We start from the raw sequence: 15,825 nt of genomic DNA, 5'->3' as shown, positions 1-15,825 counted from the left end.
AAAGTCATTCCGTATTAAGGGGGGTCATGTTTTTGTTCGTTCGTCTGACTACCATGCTCGTCACGCTCCTGCTGCTCAACGCTTGCCAACAGCAGGACGCGCCGCCGCTCGATCAACAACTTTACGTCTGGCAGCGGCAATGGACCGATGCCCACGACGACGCCCTGGCTCAATCGCGCGGAGATTTTTCGACCTTGCGGGTGCTCGCCTTGCAGACTTATCCACAGACCGGCTGGCATCGTGCGCGGATCAATCCGGCGTTGTTGATAAACGATGGTCGCCCACTGATTGCGGTAATTCGACTCGATGGCCAGCTCAAGGCCCTGGATCAAACCGAAGCTACGGCGCAGATCCAGCGCTTGGTGGCCGATTGGCAGGCTCAGGGCCTGACGCTGGCCGGCGTCGAGATTGACCATGATGCCGGCACGGCGCGCCTGCCGGCCTATCGTGAGTTTCTCGCCGGGTTGCGCGACGTGCTGCCGGCCACGCTGAAACTGAGCATCACCGCGCTGCCCGCCTGGCTCGACAGTCCGCAATTACCGGCGTTGCTGGCAGTGGTCGACAGTAGCGTGTTGCAGGTGCATGCAGTGAGCAATCCCGAACGCGGGTTGTTCGATCCCGATCAAGCAAAAGAATGGGCCGGGCGCTGGAGCCGGATCACCGTGAAACCTTTTTACCTGGCATTGCCGGCCTACGGCATCGCGTTGCTACCGGGGGACGGCGGGGCGCCGATGGTTGAAAGCGAAGTGCCGATCGAACGCACTGGGCAGCGCCGCGAGCTACTGGCCGATCCGTTGCAGTTATCGAAGCTCGCCAACCAATTGCGTGCCGAGCCACCGGCCCATCTGGCCGGGTTGATCTGGTTCCGCTTGCCGCTCAAGGGCGAGCGGCGCGCCTGGAGCCTGGCAACATTGCGTGCAGTGGCGCGGGGGGATCGGCTGGCGAGTCAGCTGAACCTGAACCTTTCGAACCATGGCGGTCTGTACGACATCGCTGTGAGCAATCGCGGCAATCTCGACGGTAGTCTGCCCGAGCGTGTGACGCTGGCGGTCACTGACTGCGATATGGTTGACGCGGTCAACGGTTATGCCGTGAAACAAACATCCGGACAGCTCAGCTTTACCCGCCTCCAGGACGGCCGTTTACTGGCGGATACCGAGCGCACCCTGGGTTGGGCGCGCTGCACAAAAATTGATCAAGGAAGCTCACATGTCTATCCGTAACTGGCCGCGCCACGTACTTGCTTTAAGTCTCTGCCTGCCGCTGGGTTGCGCGATGGCCTGTGGGCCCAATTTTCCGCTGCGCTTGCTCGGTGACCGGGCACAGACCCTGGGCGAATTGCCGGAAGGCAGCTTCCGGTTCGAAGTGAATCGCCTGGGCAAAGCCATCGCCGGTCTGAAACCTGCCGAGACAATGACGGTCGACTACGTTTATGGCGCTAGCGACGATAGTTATGTGCAGGCGCGAAACACCGCTGAACAGATGGGTTTGAGCGACGCTCAGCGTGCGCAGGTGGCACAACTGCGAACGCTGCAGGACGCGCAACAGGTGCAAGCCGAGGGCGCCAGCCTGCCACCTGAACTCAGCCTATACACCGCCGGCGCCGTGGCTTTCAACGCGGGCGAACATGTCGTGGCGGCGGAATATTTTCGCAAAGTGCTGGCGCTGCCGGCCGATCAGCGTGCATTGCGCAGCACCTGGGCTGCGTACTCGTTGGGTCGGGCCTTGTTTACCATCAGCCAGGAGGCCAACGACCTCGACGAAGCTGGCCGTCGTGAGGCTCAGCAACAGGCCCGACAGGCGTTTGTGCAGACCCGCCAATTGAGTATCGAGGGCTTCAGCGACCCTCAAGAGTTGGGCATCGCCAGCCTTGGCGAAGAAGCACGGCTGGTACGTCTGGCGGGCGACTGGAACACCGCCGTCGAGCTTTACGCAACCCAGAGCCTGCAAGGCTCGCAGGTCGGCTACAGCTCGCTCAAGCAGTTGATGGATGAGTTGAGCTCGATGCCAGAAGCGCAGCTCAGCGAGGTGCTCAAAGGTAAAGCCGTTCAGCAATTGGTCACGGCGGCGCTGATCAGCCATGTCGGCTGGTCATATAGTGAGCAGCCGCCCGCTGAACAAAAAATGATCAAGGCGCTGACGGGGAGCACCGTCGGTAGTCTGGATAACGCTGACCGCCTGGCGGCGCTGAATTATCAGATCGGCGACTATGCCACCACTCAAACCCTGCTCGAACACGCCGGTGACGGCGGCCTGGCCTGGTGGCTACGGGCCAAATTGGCCCTGCGTCAGGGTGACAAAGCGGCGGCGGCCAGCGCTTATGCCAAGGCGGCCAAAGCTTTCCCGCAGGATGAAAACTGGGGTGAGCGCAGCACCTCCAGCGGCGACTATGAAACGCTCAAACCCGGCTGCCGGGTCGACGGTGAAAGTGCACTGCTGGCGCTGGACCGTGGCGACTATCTGCAAGCTTTCGAGCAGTTGTATCGCAGCCAGGATCTCTACTGGGAAGACGCGGCCGTGGTGGCGGAGCGGGTGCTGACCGTCGATGAGCTCAAGCAGTTTGTCGACCGTCAGGTGCCAGCGCCAACACCATTGACCCAGCAGGAACGCGACCGCTATGTGCCGCTATCGGTCGCTGCGCGTCTGCGTGATTTGCTCGGGCGTCGACTGTTGCGTGAGGAGCGCTACGACGAAGCGCCGGCCTACTTCGATAATCCGGAGTTGCAAGCCAAAGCTCGGGGCTACGGACAGTTGCGTCTGGACGCCGAGTCTCGCTGGTGGCGAACCCGTCGCGCAGCGGATTATTTCAACGCAGCCTCGATGGCTCGCGAGTGGGGGATGGAGCTTCTCGGTTACGAAATGGCCCCGGATTACACCACGTTCGACGGTAACTACAGCCTTGAGAAGACTGAACTCAAGGTCGGGCCGCTGATCACCGAAGGTGAGGTGCAACGCCAGCTGGCCAGCGCAGCCAAACCGGACGAGCGCTTCCACTATCGGTATGTCGCCACGGGGCTGGCCAGCAAGGCCGCGGACCTGCTGCCCCACAGCAGTCAGGCGTTCGCGGCGGTGCTGTGCGCAGCGGCAGGTTGGGGGACCAGTCTCGAGGAAGAGCGTGCGTTCTATCAGCGCTATGTCAAAGAAGGTCCGTATGTGGATTGGGCGGCGAACTTCGGGCATCAATGCCCTTATCCCGATTTTCAGAGCGCCGATAAACGTTACGTGACCCAAGCGCTGGAGCCAGTGCGTTCAACCTTGCGGCCGTATAAAAGGTGGATGCAGATCGGCAGCGTAGTGGTCGTCACGGCAATCGCCTTGCTGCTGATCAATCGCCGTCGGCGCAAGGCGTCGTAGGTTTCAGGCCTGCTGAACGAACGTCAGGCGCAGCGCAAAACCGATCAGCAGGCTGCCAAACAGCCATTGCTGCACGCGTTGCGCCGAAGGGCTGCGTTCCAGCCAGCGGCCAAGCCAGGCGCCGATCAGCGCGTAGCAACTGTCGAACAGCAAACCGGTGACCACCAGCAACACGCCCAGGGTCGCGAACTGCGTCAGCACCGGCCCTGCCTGCGGGTCGATGAACTGTGGCAACAGCACCGAGCAGAACAGCAGCGCCTTGGGATTGAGCAGGTTGGTCAGCAAGCCGCGCTGGATCGCCTCGCGCCACGCCAGTTTCGAAGCGGTTGTGCCGTTGGCGTTCAGGTTTGGCAGCATGTTCGAGCGCAGGCATTGAATCCCCAGCCACAGCAGATAGGCCGCACCGGCCAGGCGCACCACTTCAAAGGTCCAGGGCGCTGCCTTGAACAGCGTCGCCAGGCCCAGCGCGGCCAGCGCAACGTGACAACCACGGGCAATCGCCAGGCCGATGGCGGTGGCCAGTGCTGCGGCCTTGCCCTGCCGGGCGCCGGTTTGCAGCAGCAGAATCATGTCCGGACCGGGCAACAGGTAAACCACTGCCAAGGCCAAAAAGAACATCCAGAGTTCTGCCATGTTGCACCCATTCGTTAGCGATTCGGTGATCAAAGTCTATGGCCGAAGGGCAGGGCAGGTGCTTGCGTAGTTGCTCTCGGAAACAGCTAGACTTGGCAGCTTCTGCCAATCGATGAATAAAAACAGTCAGGAACTGCCAAACCATGAAACTGGACGCCTATGACCGCCGAATCCTCGCCGCGCTGCAACGCGACGGTCGCCTGAGCAACGTGCAACTGGCGGACGAGATCGGCCTGTCGGCTTCGCCGTGTTTGCGCCGGGTGCGGATGCTGGAAGAGGCCGGAGTGATTCGCGGGTATCAAGCCAACCTGGACCGCGATGAAGTGGGGCTGGGGCTGACGGTGTTTGTCGGGGTCAAGGTCGAGCGCCACAACGACGAAGAGGCCGAAGCCTTTCGTTTGGCGGTGACGGCCTTGCCCGAGGTGATTTCGGCGTTTCTGGTGTCAGGCGAATCGGATTTTCTGCTGCAAGTGGTGGTGCCGGATTTGCGCGGTTATGAGCGCTTTCTGACTGGCAGCCTGCTCAAGTTGCCGGGTGTGAGTGATATTCGCAGTAACTTTGCGATTCACACGGTGAAAACCCCAGGGCCATTACCGCTGGGGCATTTACCGAGCTGATGCCCTTGCACAGCCCGGCTACGCTTTATCTTTCTGCTTCATCATTTGTGCCGGTTGGGCGATGGGCGGGGAGCCAAAAAATCACTACCATCGTTATATCGTAACGATTTGCAAAAAATGCAACGGCCTGGCGATTTATCCACAGGCCTGGCTCACGTAACAACAAGTACTGAGGTGGTATGCAAGTCGATCTGGAGGCTGAGGGGACGAACGTGGAAGGACTGCCACGTTTTCAGCAGGCGGTGTTTCACGGACGTCGGTTGAAGCGGGTGGGCATCGGCCTGGCGAGTCTCGCAGCAGCAGGATTGTTGTTGGCGTTTTTTGTCGGGCTGTTTGCACCACAATCGCTCTGGGCGCCACTATTGGTCAGTCAGTCCTCGGCGTTGATCGTGGTGGTGGCCGGTCTGCAATCGGCTTGGTGGATCACCCAGTGGCGGGCGCGGGCGCTGGGTGAACCGGTGGTTGTGCTGGCTGCGGAACAGACCGAACCCACCGAGGCGCTCGGCTGGTATGAGCGACTGTTGGCGCGAGCGGGTGAGCGCTGGGTCGGGTTGCTGGCGCAGATCGGCGCACCGACGCTGTGGCTGGCCGGTTGGTCATTGCTGGCGTTGTTCAGCCTTGAACAGTTCTGGAGCCTGACATTACCCGCTGCTGCACTGGGCCTTTCGGCCAGCGTTGGGGCGGCGATATCGTTGCTGCTGGCCTTCGGACTGCTGGTGTTCGAACGTCAACTGGCCCAGGAAAATCCCGCCGAATGGCCCGAAGCCGGGCAGTTGGCGCAGCTCACTCGCGTGGCGATCATCTGTCTGGTGATCAGCGCATTCTGCCTGTTGTTCAGCAGCGTAACTGCCGTCTGGCCGGTGCGCCTGGTGGTGTTGATCGGTTTGCTGCCGGGGCTGGTTGCCGCAGAATTGTTGCTGCGCGCGGTGTTGTCGTTGTTCAGTCCGCGTCGCGATCTGCTCGAACCGACGCTGTTGGCGCGCAGTTTTGTCGCGGACATGTTGTGTTGGCCGCCGCAACCCTTGCTGGCGTTGCAGCACGAACTGCATAACCGTTTTGGCATCGACCTGCGGCAGATCTGGGCCTTCACTTATATGCGTCGGGCGTTCTTGCCGGTGTTGGCGGTGGTGCTGGCGGTGGGTTGGTTGCTGACCGGGATTCACGAAATACCGCTGCAAGGGCGGGGGATCTACGAGCGCTTCGGCAAACCGGTGCAGGTCTTTGGCCCGGGTTTGCATGCCGGCCTGCCTTGGCCGTTGGGCCGGGTGCTGAGCGTCGAAAATGGCGTGGTTCACGAATTGGCGACCAGCGTCGGTGACGCGCCAGCGGTGACGGTGGCTGATCCCGCCGAAGGGCCAGCGCCGGCGATTGCCAACCGGTTGTGGGACGCCAGCCACGTGAATGACAAGTCTCAGGTCATTGCCAGTAACAGCAACGACAAACAGAGCTTCCAGATCGTCAACATGGACGTGCGTTTCGTCTATCGCATCGGTCTGAGTGATCAGTCCGCCTTGGCGGCGACCTACAACAGCGCCGATGTACCGACGCTGATTCGCAGCACCGCCAGCCGGATTCTGGTGCACGACTTCGCCTCGCGGACCCTCGACGGTTTGCTCGGCGCAGATCGGGTAGGGCTCGCCGAAGACATTGGTCGTGCGGTACAGGCCGATTTGCAGAAACTCGACAGCGGTGTGGAAATCCTCGCCACGGTGGTCGAAGCGATTCATCCGCCGGCGGGTGCAGCCAACGCCTATCACGGAGTGCAAGCCGCGCAGATCGGCGCGCAGGCCTTGATATCGCGTGAGCGCGGTGCAGCTGCCGAGCAGACCAATCAGGCGCAATTGCAGGCCAGTGTCGCCCATGACCAGGCGCTGGCCACGGCCCGCGAAGTCAACGCCACGGCCGAGGCCGCCGACCTGCGTTTCGCTGCCGAGCGCAAGGCCTATGCCGCAGCCGGTCGGGCCTTCGTGCTGGAGCAATACTTCGCCCAGCTGAGCCAGGGTTTGGCCGGCGCCAAAGTACTGGTGCTTGATCATCGTCTGGGCGGTAACAGTACACCGACCATCGACTTACGCAGCTACACGTTACCCGCCACCTTACCGACTGACACTTCGCCGTCACGTCAACCCGTTCAGTCAGGAGCCGCCAATTGAGCCCGTCGCATTCCCACGAGCCGCATGATCATCACGACCACGCCGGCCATGACCATGGCCATGGCGGGCATCATCACGGCCACCATCATCACCATGGCGACCCGCAAGAGGCAGGGCCGTTTCCGTGGCGGCGGATGGGCTGGGCGGCGCTGCTGGTGCTGTTTGCCATTGCGGCGGCGAGCCTGGTGCAAGTGCGCTCGGGCGAGGCGACGGTGATTACCCGTTTCGGCAATCCTTCGCGGGTGCTGCTGGAGCCTGGCCTCGGCTGGCGCTGGCCGGCACCGTTCGAGGCGGCGATTCCGGTGGACCTGCGGTTGCGCACCACCTCCAGCGGGTTGCAGGACGTGGGCACGCGCGATGGTTTGCGGATCATCGTGCAAGCGTATGTGGCGTGGCAGGTGCAGGGTGATCCGGACAATGTGCAGCGCTTCATGCGTGCCGTGCAGAACCAACCGGACGAAGCGGCACGGCAGATTCGTACGTTCGTGGGCTCAGCGCTGGAAACCACGGCCAGCAGTTTCGACCTGGCCAACCTGGTGAACACCGACGCCAACCAAGTGCATATCGCCGATTTCGAGGCGCAATTGCGCAAGCAGATCGATCAGCAACTGCTGACCACCTACGGTGTGCGCGTGTTGCAAGTCGGCATCGAACGGCTGACGTTGCCGTCAGTGACTCTGACTGCCACCGTCGACCGTATGCGCGCCGAGCGTGAAACCATCGCCACTGAGCGCACGGCCATCGGCAAACGCGAAGCGGCGCAAATCCGTTCCGCGGCCGAGCGCGATGCGCGCATCGTCCAGGCTGATGCCACGGTGAAAGCTGCGGACATCGAAGCCCAATCACGGGTTGAAGCCGCGCAAATCTACGGCAAGGCCTACGCCAGTTCGCCGCAGTTGTACAACTTGCTTCGCTCGCTGGACACCTTGGGCACGGTGGTCACACCGGGCACCAAGTTGATTCTGCGCACCGATGCCGCGCCATTCCGGGTGTTGGTCGATGGGCCACCGACGCTGGATAACAAGTCTGGGTCGCAGCCATGAGTGTGGTTCCACGTGGAACAAATGAACTTAGCAGCCCGTGGATTCAGGCGGGACGCCTGACATTTCTCGCGCTTTATGCAGTAACCGTGTTGGCAGCGTTGGCTTGGGCTTTCTCCAATGTGCGGCAGATTGATCCGCAGAATCGCGCCGTGGTGTTGCACTTTGGCGCGCTGGATCGCATTCAGAACGCCGGCTTGCTCTTGGCGTGGCCGCGTCCGTTCGAGCAGGTAATTATGTTGCCGGCGGCGGATCGGGTGATCGACCGGCGTGTGGAAAATCTGCTGCGTTCTGATGCTGCGCTGCAAGGTGAGCGCGTGGCGAGTTTCGCCACGCCGCTGAGCGATGCGCTGGCCGGCTCCGGGTATTTGCTCACCGGCGATTCGGGCGTGGTGCAGTTGGACGTTCGGGTGTTTTACAAAGTGACCGAACCTTACGCGTTCGTCCTCCAGGGTGAACATGTGCTGCCGGCGCTTGATCGGTTGGTGACCCGTAGTGCGGTGGCGCTGACGGCTGCGCGAGACCTGGACACCATTCTGGTCGCTCGGCCGGAATTGATCGGTGCTGACAATCAGGCCGCCGAACGTCGTGAACGCCTGCGTGGTGATCTGGTGCAAGGCATCAATCAACGCTTGGCCGAGCTGGCTGCGACGGGGCAGGGCCTGGGTATCGAGGTCGCACGGGTCGACGTGCAATCGAGTTTGCCAGGACCTGCGGTAAACGCTTTCAACGCGGTACTGACGGCCAGTCAGCAGGCGGATAAAGCCGTAGCTAACGCTCGCACTGAAGCCGAAAAACTCACCCAGACGGCTAATCAACAAGCTGATCGAACGCTGCAAGTCGCTCACGCTCAAGCCAGCGAGCGGCTGGCCAAAGCGTCGGCAGACACCGCCACGGTGCTCAGCCTGGCGCAGGCGCAACAGCAGGGTACCGATCCGGAAATGCTCCTGCGAATCTACCGCGAGCGCCTGCCGAAAATTCTCGGTCAGGCCGGTTCGGTTACCACGGTCAACCCTAAAGACGATTCCCGCCTGATCATTCAGGGAGCCGAACAATGACAGCTCAAACCGCCGCCGCGCCAAGCATGTTGAGCACGGCTGAACAACGCAGTGCCGCCCGCCAATTGACCCTGGCGATGCTTGCTTTGGGCTTGCTCGGCCTGGGGCTGGTCTGGCGCTGGTTATCGCCAGAGCAAACCGGAGTCAGCCAACTGCTGCTTGGGCTGGCTTCGTTACTGGTGGCCGTGCCGGTCATGCGTTCGGCCTGGTACAGCCTGCGTTACCCGAGCCTGCACGGAATCACCGATCAACTGATCGCGCTGGCGATGATGGGCGCCTGGGCTACAGGCGATCTGCTGACCGCGGCGTTGTTGCCGATCATCATGATCTTCGGCCACGTGCTGGAAGAGCGCAGCGTGATTGGCTCTCAGGAAGCGATCCACGCGCTTGGTCGTCTGACGCGCAGCCATGCGCGTAAGGTTCAGGCCGATGGCTCGATTATCGAAATCGACAACGCTGCATTGAAGGCTGGAGACATCGTCGAAGTGCGCGCAGGCGATCGAGTGCCGGCCGATGGGCTGGTGCTATCCGGTCAAGCGAGCCTGGACACCGCGCCGATTACCGGTGAGTCGGTGCCGCTCGAGGCCACCGTCGGCACGCAAGTGTTCGGCGGGGCGATCAATCTGGATGGCTTGTTGCGGCTGGAAGTGACCCGCACCGGCAACGAATCGACCCTCGGTAAAGTCATTGCATTGATGCAAAGCGCCGAGCGCTCCAAGCCACCAATCACCCGTTTGCTCGAGCGCTACGCCGGCAGCTATATGGTACTGGTGCTGCTGTTGGCCGCTGTGACCTGGTTCGTCACCAATGATGCGCAAGCGATGCTCGCGGTGTTGGTTGCCGCGTGCCCGTGCGCGTTGGTGTTGTCGGCCCCGGCCACGGCGATTGCCGGGATCGCGGTGGCGGCGCGCCACGGCATTCTGATTCGCAGCTCGGCGTTCCTCGAAGAATTGGCAGACCTGACATCGCTGGTGGTCGACAAGACCGGCACCCTGACCTTTGGCACGTTGCGTTTGCAATCAATCGACAGCCCGGTCGAGGACCGCGGCACGTTACTGAAACTGGCCGCCAGCCTCGGTTCTGCCAGCAGTCATCCGGTCAGTCGGGCGTTAGCGGGGTTGGTCACTCAGGAGCATTTTCTCTTGCTGTCGGACATTCGTGAACGTCAGGGCCTGGGTGTGGTGGCGATGACCGAGCAGGGCGAAGCGGCGCTCGGCCGACCCGAGTTGTTTGCGCAGTTGGGCATCACCACCTCGACGGTACCGGAGCACGATGGGCCGATTGCTGGTCTGGCATTGAATGGGCGTTTCCTCGCCTGGTTGTTGCTGGCTGACAGCGTCAAGCCGGAAGCGCGCTTTGCCTTGAGCGAGCTGCGTGAGCTGGGCCTTGGCCGGCAGTTGTTGTTGACCGGTGATCGGCAGAGCGTCGCCCATAGCCTGGCCCATGAAGTCGGTATCAGTGACGTCGAGGCTCAGGCCTTGCCGGAAGACAAACTCAACCGCGTCCTGACCGAAATCGACAATGGCTTTCGGCCGATGGTGGTTGGCGATGGCATCAACGATTCGTTGGCGCTCAAGGCGGGTGTGGTCGGTGTGGCCATGGGTGCGGGCGGGGCGGACATTGCCCTGGCCTCGGCAGACATCGTGCTGATCGGCAGCGACCTGCGCAGGCTCGGCACCTGCGTACGCCTGAGTCGCCAGTGCCGGCAGACCTTGCAGGTCAATGTGATCATCGGTCTGGGTTGGACGCTGGCGATTGTTACGTTCGCCGCGTTTGGCTGGCTTGGCGCGGCAGGGGCGATGATTGCTGCGGTCTTGCACAACTTCAGCACGTTGCTGGTGTTGGGTAATGCCGGGCGGTTGCTGCGGTTCCAGGAGCCGCTGCTCAAGCTGAAAGAGGAAGGTTGAAGCCGGCCTGCCGCCTGATGAGGCACAGGCACTGAACGGCTGGAGCTTTGCCGAACTGTGCGCACAATTGACAGTCAACTGTGAAGAGGGCGCACCTCTTCAGGCCGGCACCTGGCTGAAGCAATGGGTTTACGACAGTTTGTTGTTCTGTCGTGACTTATAGGAAAAGGCTATTAAATCGATAGCCAGCTAATTTTCCACGATGGTCTACCCTCAAGACAGACGTCTGAAACAAGGGGGACTATTCATGCTCGCGCAACTGCCACCGGCCTTACAGAATCTGCAATTACCGCTTCGCTTGCGACTCTGGGATGGCCATGAAATTAATCTGGGCCCTGCGCCCAGCGTCACGATTGTGGTCAAGGACCCACAATTGGTGCCTCAATTCACCCGTCCAAGCCTCGACCTGTTGGGCGCCGCCTTCGTTGAGGGCAAGCTCGAACTTGAAGGTTCGATCAGCGATGTGATCCGGGTGTGTGATGAGTGGAGCCAGGCATTGCTGGATGATGCTGACGACAATCAACCGGTGCGCTCTGTCCATGACAAAGCCACAGACGCGGCGGCGATTTCCTATCACTACGACCTCTCGAATGCCTTCTATCAGCTCTGGCTCGACAGTGACATGGCGTATTCCTGCGCCTACTTCGAGACCGGCAGCGAAACCCTGGAACAGGCCCAGCAAGCAAAATTCCGCCACCTGTGTCGCAAACTACGGCTGCAACCCGGCGAGTATCTGCTGGATGTCGGCTGCGGCTGGGGAGGGTTGGCGCGTTATGCGGCGCGGGAGTTTGGGGTGAAAGTATTTGGCATCACCCTGAGCAGGGAGCAGTTGGCGTTGGCACAGGAACGAGTGATCGCCGAAGGTCTGGAGGATCAGGTTGAGCTACAACTGCTCGACTACCGCGATCTGCCCCAGGATGGGCGATTCGATAAGGTGGTGAGTGTCGGCATGTTCGAACACGTTGGCCATGCCAACCTGGCGGAGTACTGCAAGACATTGTTTGGTGCCGTGCGCGAAGGTGGCCTGGTGATGAACCATGGTATTACCGCCAAGCACACGGATGGCCGGCCGGTCGGACGCGGAGCTGGCGATTTCATCGAGCGCTACGTATTCCCTAACGGTGAATTACCGCACCTGGCGATGATTTCGGCCGAGATCAGTGAAGCGGGGCTGGAGATCGTCGACGTCGAAAGCCTGCGCCTGCATTACGCGCGCACGTTGGACCATTGGAGCGAGCGACTCGAGGATAACCTCGAGGCCGCCTCCAAAGAGGTTCCGGAGCAGGCGTTGCGGATCTGGCGATTGTATCTGGCAGGCTGCGCCTACGCGTTCGCGCGGGGCTGGATCAACTTGCACCAGATCCTTGCGGTCAAGGCCCATGCCGACGGCAGCCATGAGCTACCGTGGACGCGTGACGATATCTACAACTAAAGGATCGGCGAGATAAGCCGGGCGATCCGCATGCCAAGCTGTTGCAGGCGGTGGGTCTTCCGGCTTTCGCCTTTGGCGATTTCGCGGGCCTGAGCGAAGTCGTCATTGAGCATGTGTTCCACCTCATTGGCGAATTCGCTGTCGACGGTCAGTAGCATCACTTCGAAGTTGAGCCTGAACGAACGGTTGTCCAGATTCGCACTGCCGATGGCAGTGATCTCGCTGTCGACCAGCACGACTTTCTGATGCAAAAAACCCGGCTGGTAACGGAATACCCGGACCCCGGCGCGTACCGCTTCGAAGGCGTACAGGCTGGAGGCGGCGTAGACGATCCGGTGATCCGGTCGCGATGGCAGCAGAAGCCGTACGTCGACACCGCGCAACACGGCCAGGCGCAGTGCGGCGAACACCGCCTCATCAGGGATGAAATACGGGCTGGTGATCCACACGCGCTCGGTCGCGGAATGGATGGCTTCAACGAAAAACAGCGAGCAGGTTTCGTAAGGGTCCGCCGGGCCGCTGGCCAGTAGTTGGCAGAGCACGCCGTCATCGGGGTAGCTCTGCGGCAGTATCAGCGGCGGCAGTTTGCGGGACGCCCAGAACCAGTCTTCCGCGAATGACTCCTGCATGCACGCCACCACGGGGCCGCTGACGGCAATGTGCGTATCGCGCCAGGGTGCCAACGGTGGTTTCTTGCCCATGTATTCGTCGCCGACGTTGTGCCCGCCGACAAACCCCTGCACACCGTCGACCACCACAATCTTGCGGTGGTTACGGAAGTTCACCTGGAACCGATTGAGCCAGCCACTGCGTGTGGCGAATGCTTCGACCTGTACCCCGGCATCGCGCAGGGGTTGAACGTAGGTGTGAGGCAGGGAGTGGCTGCCGATCCGATCGTAGAGCAGGTAAATGGCGACACCTTCCGCGGATTTTTCCATCAGCAGCTGTTGCAGACGCTGACCTAGCTGGTCGTCATGGATGATGAAGAACTGAATCAGCACGGCCTCGCGGGCAGTGTGAATCGCTTCGAAAATCGCATCAAAGGTCGCCTGACCATTGATCAACAGGCGCACTGAATTGTTCGCCAGGCACGGCATGCGACCTAGCTTCGGCATCGCCCGCAACGACGCGTAGGCATTAGAGGCACGTGCGGTCAGCGCTTCCTCGACCCATGGGCGCCAGTCAAGAACGGCAATCGCCTTGCGCATTTCTTCGTTGGCCTGTCGACGAGCCTTGATATAAGCGTCGAAGGTGCTGCGACCGAAGACCAGATAAGGGATAAGCGTCAGGTAGGGCACGAACACCAGCGACAAGGCCCAGGCAATCGAGCCTTGAGCAGTCCTGACGGTCAATACGGCATGAATGGCTGCGATCGTGCCCAGAGAGTGGATGAGCGCAATCAGATAAGCGAAAAGATGGGGTCCAAAAAAATCCATGGGGCAACCGTGCTCCTGACAATTCAATGCTTAACAGACCATGTTCCACGGCGAATGTCGCTATTTAATTAGACATGCAACCGAAGTAGATTGGCGACGTCTAACGGCCACTATTGTCTAGGAGTTACTCGATGAACGTACGTCTGCTGGGTTTGGCCATGGCTGTTGGCTTGTCTCTTCCTGTGGTCGCTCAGGCGCAGATGCTGCAACCGGGTTTGTGGGAATTGACCTCAAGCAACATGAAGGTCGATGACCAGAATCTGCCCGATCTGCAGTTGATCCTTAACCAGTTGGGCAGCCAGATGACGCCGGCACAAAAGGCTGCACTGGAGAAACAGGGCATCACCATGGGCGGTAAAGGGATTCGTGTGTGCCTGACTCCGGCACAGGTTCAATCCGACACCATTCCGCTGCAGGACCCGCAATCGGGTTGTACGCAGCAGGTCACCGATCGCTCCGGTAATCAGTGGAAGTTCCGCTTCAGCTGCCCGAAAGCCCAGGGCGCCGGTGTTGCTACGTTCCTAAGCGACCGTGAGTTCAACACCACGGTCAACGGCACGTTCAACGCCACCGGCATTCAGCAAAAGGGCAGTATGGATACTCGCGCGGTGTGGCTGGGGCAGGATTGCGGGACTGTCAAACCTCGCGCCTGATGTCTATCGCTGGCAGGGCCTTGGCCTTGCCAGCGATAACCTCCTCGTTAACCCTGCTTCAACACTCATCCGCCCCAAATCCCGCTGCTCATATTCAAAATTCGTTCTGCAGGGCTTTGTAGCCGCGCACCAGATCGACGTTGGTACGCGCCACATCCTCGGAAAACTCCGAGGCGCTGATGCTGACTGGCGGGAATTGGGACAGGTCGGTTGTGGGGCCGATGCGGGTGGTGGACGGCACGTAAAAATCGGCCGGCAAGTCTCGGCCGTCGACCACCGAGTTGTGACGCACCACGCAGCCGTCGCCGACCACGCAGTTGAACAGCACGCTGTTGAAGCCGATAAACACCCGGTTACCGACCGTGCACGGGCCATGGACGATGGAGCGGTGGGCGATGGAGCTGAACTCGCCGATGGTCACCGCCGCACCGGATTTGGAGTGGATTACCACGCCGTCCTGAATGTTCGAATTGGCGCCGATGGTGATCGGTTCCATCTCGCCCGAATCGTCGACTTCATCGGCGCGGATCACCGCGTAGGGACCGACGAAAACGTTCTCGCCAATCACTACCTTGCCGCAGATGATCGCGGTTTTATCGACGTAGGCGGACTCGGCAATCCGCGGCAAATCGCCGGACGGGTTCTTGCGGATCATGGCTTGCTCAAGGCGTCGTAAAGCGTATTGAGGTTGTATTCAAACAGCCCGGCAAAGGTGCTGGCCGGACCTTCGGCGGCGAGTGCATCCGAGTACAGGGTGCCGCCAATTTGCGCGCCGCTTTCGTCGGCAATTTGCTTGAGTAGACGGGCGTCCTTGATGTTTTCCATGAACACCGCTTTGACCTTGGCCTGACGGATCTGGGTGATTAATGCGGCCACTTCGGCGGCAGACGGTTCGCGCTCGGTGGACAAACCTTGAGGCGCCATGAAGTCGATGCCGTACGCCTGACCCAGATAGCCGAAGGCGTCGTGGGAGGTGACGATCTTGCGGTTGCCCGGTGGCAATGCGCCGAACTTGGATTTGGCTTCGGCCAGCAGGTGGTAGATCTGTTTCAGGTAGGTTTGGCTGTTGTGTTCGTAGTCGGCTTTGTTCGCCGGGTCTGCGGCGATCAACGCCTTGGTGATGTTGTTCACATAGAGTTCGGTGTTCGCCAGATTGTGCCAGGCGTGCGGGTCGGGAATGGTCTCGCCATCCTCGTCCATGGTACGTGGGATGACGCCGTGACTTGCGGTGATCACAGGGGTTTTGGTCGCGGTGCTGGCGACCAGACGATCCAGCCAAGGCTCGAAACCGATGCCGTTCTTGAAGATCAGTTTGGCCTTTAGCAACGCCTTGGCGTCGTCCGGAGTCGGTTCGTAGGTGTGGGCATCAGCGTCCGGGCCGACCATGTTGGTGATTTGGACATGCTCGCCGCCGACCTGATGAACCATGTCGGCGAGGATGCTGAAACTGGTGACCACCGGAAGCTTTTCTGCGGCCGATACCGTTGATAACGACATCGACAGCCACACACTGAACAGCACGAGTAAAGCGCGCATCGGGAA

General features: G+C 60.8%; 13 protein-coding genes and 1 pseudogene. 10 read left to right on the top strand and 4 right to left on the bottom strand.

All coding sequences use genetic code 11. The features are described 5' to 3' along the window. The first annotated feature begins 26 nt into the window (after positions 1-26). The gene (locus tag AC1RKH_RS11570; protein WP_493062758.1) at positions 27-1,223 is read left to right on the top strand and encodes a DUF3142 domain-containing protein; all 1,197 of its coding nucleotides are present in this window, start codon (positions 27-29) and stop codon (positions 1,221-1,223) included. Then, on the top strand, positions 1,210-3,354 hold the full coding sequence (locus AC1RKH_RS11565; protein WP_493062757.1) for a hypothetical protein: 2,145 nt from the start codon (positions 1,210-1,212) through the stop codon (positions 3,352-3,354). The genes AC1RKH_RS11570 and AC1RKH_RS11565 overlap by 14 nt, the downstream gene beginning before the upstream one ends. A 3-nt stretch (positions 3,355-3,357) precedes the next feature. Here AC1RKH_RS11565 and AC1RKH_RS11560 read toward each other — a convergent pair whose 3' ends face one another. Then, complete coding sequence (locus tag AC1RKH_RS11560; RefSeq protein ID WP_493062756.1) at positions 3,358-3,987, bottom strand: LysE family translocator; 630 nt, start codon at positions 3,985-3,987, stop codon at positions 3,358-3,360. A 143-nt stretch (positions 3,988-4,130) separates the two neighbouring features. Between AC1RKH_RS11560 and AC1RKH_RS11555 the strand changes: the two genes are divergently transcribed. From AC1RKH_RS11555 to cfaB, 7 genes and pseudogenes are all read left to right on the top strand, one after another. After that, the gene (locus AC1RKH_RS11555; protein WP_054594814.1) at positions 4,131-4,604 is read left to right on the top strand and encodes an Lrp/AsnC family transcriptional regulator; all 474 of its coding nucleotides are present in this window, start codon (positions 4,131-4,133) and stop codon (positions 4,602-4,604) included. A 179-nt stretch (positions 4,605-4,783) separates the two neighbouring features. After that, positions 4,784-6,757 carry a protease modulator HflK gene (hflK, locus tag AC1RKH_RS11550; RefSeq protein WP_493062755.1) on the top strand — a complete coding sequence of 658 codons (1,974 nt, stop codon included), beginning with the start codon at positions 4,784-4,786 and terminating at the stop codon, positions 6,755-6,757. Beyond that, positions 6,754-7,800: a protease modulator HflC gene (gene hflC, locus AC1RKH_RS11545; protein ID WP_493062754.1), complete on the top strand. Its 1,047-nt coding sequence runs from the start codon at positions 6,754-6,756 to the stop codon at positions 7,798-7,800. Before hflK (AC1RKH_RS11550) ends, hflC begins: the two co-directional genes overlap by 4 nt. Then, positions 7,797-8,855 (top strand): protease modulator HflK, encoded by a 1,059-nt coding sequence (gene hflK / locus AC1RKH_RS11540; protein ID WP_493062753.1) that lies wholly within the window; start codon positions 7,797-7,799, stop codon positions 8,853-8,855. The genes hflC and hflK (AC1RKH_RS11540) overlap by 4 nt, the downstream gene beginning before the upstream one ends. Next, positions 8,852-10,762, top strand: a complete 1,911-nt coding sequence (locus AC1RKH_RS11535; RefSeq protein ID WP_493062752.1) for a heavy metal translocating P-type ATPase — start codon at positions 8,852-8,854, stop codon at positions 10,760-10,762. The genes hflK (AC1RKH_RS11540) and AC1RKH_RS11535 overlap by 4 nt, the downstream gene beginning before the upstream one ends. A 7-nt stretch (positions 10,763-10,769) precedes the next feature. Continuing rightward, positions 10,770-10,925, top strand: a pseudogene (locus tag AC1RKH_RS11530) (HvfC/BufC N-terminal domain-containing protein); the annotation flags it as partial. An 84-nt stretch (positions 10,926-11,009) separates the two neighbouring features. Beyond that, entirely contained in the window at positions 11,010-12,194 is a 1,185-nt protein-coding gene (gene cfaB / locus AC1RKH_RS11525) for a C17 cyclopropane fatty acid synthase CfaB (RefSeq protein ID WP_493062751.1), read from the top strand. On the opposite strand, the gene cls is transcribed toward cfaB, so the two are convergent. Continuing rightward, a complete protein-coding gene (gene cls, locus AC1RKH_RS11520; RefSeq protein ID WP_493062750.1) occupies positions 12,191-13,630 on the bottom strand; it encodes a cardiolipin synthase in 1,440 nt (479 codons plus the stop codon). The two genes, cfaB and cls, sit on opposite strands and share 4 nt — an antisense overlap. Before the next feature lie 131 nt (positions 13,631-13,761). Between cls and AC1RKH_RS11515 the strand changes: the two genes are divergently transcribed. Then, complete coding sequence (locus AC1RKH_RS11515; protein ID WP_123427167.1) at positions 13,762-14,283, top strand: DUF3617 domain-containing protein; 522 nt, start codon at positions 13,762-13,764, stop codon at positions 14,281-14,283. A 94-nt stretch (positions 14,284-14,377) separates the two neighbouring features. Here AC1RKH_RS11515 and AC1RKH_RS11510 read toward each other — a convergent pair whose 3' ends face one another. Together AC1RKH_RS11510 and AC1RKH_RS11505 are read right to left on the bottom strand one after the other, a co-directional pair. Then, a complete protein-coding gene (locus AC1RKH_RS11510) occupies positions 14,378-14,938 on the bottom strand; it encodes a gamma carbonic anhydrase family protein (protein WP_493062749.1) in 561 nt (186 codons plus the stop codon). Next, on the bottom strand, positions 14,935-15,819 hold the full coding sequence (locus AC1RKH_RS11505) for a metal ABC transporter substrate-binding protein (RefSeq protein WP_493062748.1): 885 nt from the start codon (positions 15,817-15,819) through the stop codon (positions 14,935-14,937). Before AC1RKH_RS11505 ends, AC1RKH_RS11510 begins: the two co-directional genes overlap by 4 nt. Positions 15,820-15,825: the final 6 nt, after the last annotated feature.

This window comes from Pseudomonas sp. GW822-FHT06B12 (assembly GCF_058799675.1).
This window is presented reverse-complemented; position numbering and strand designations above follow the sequence as displayed.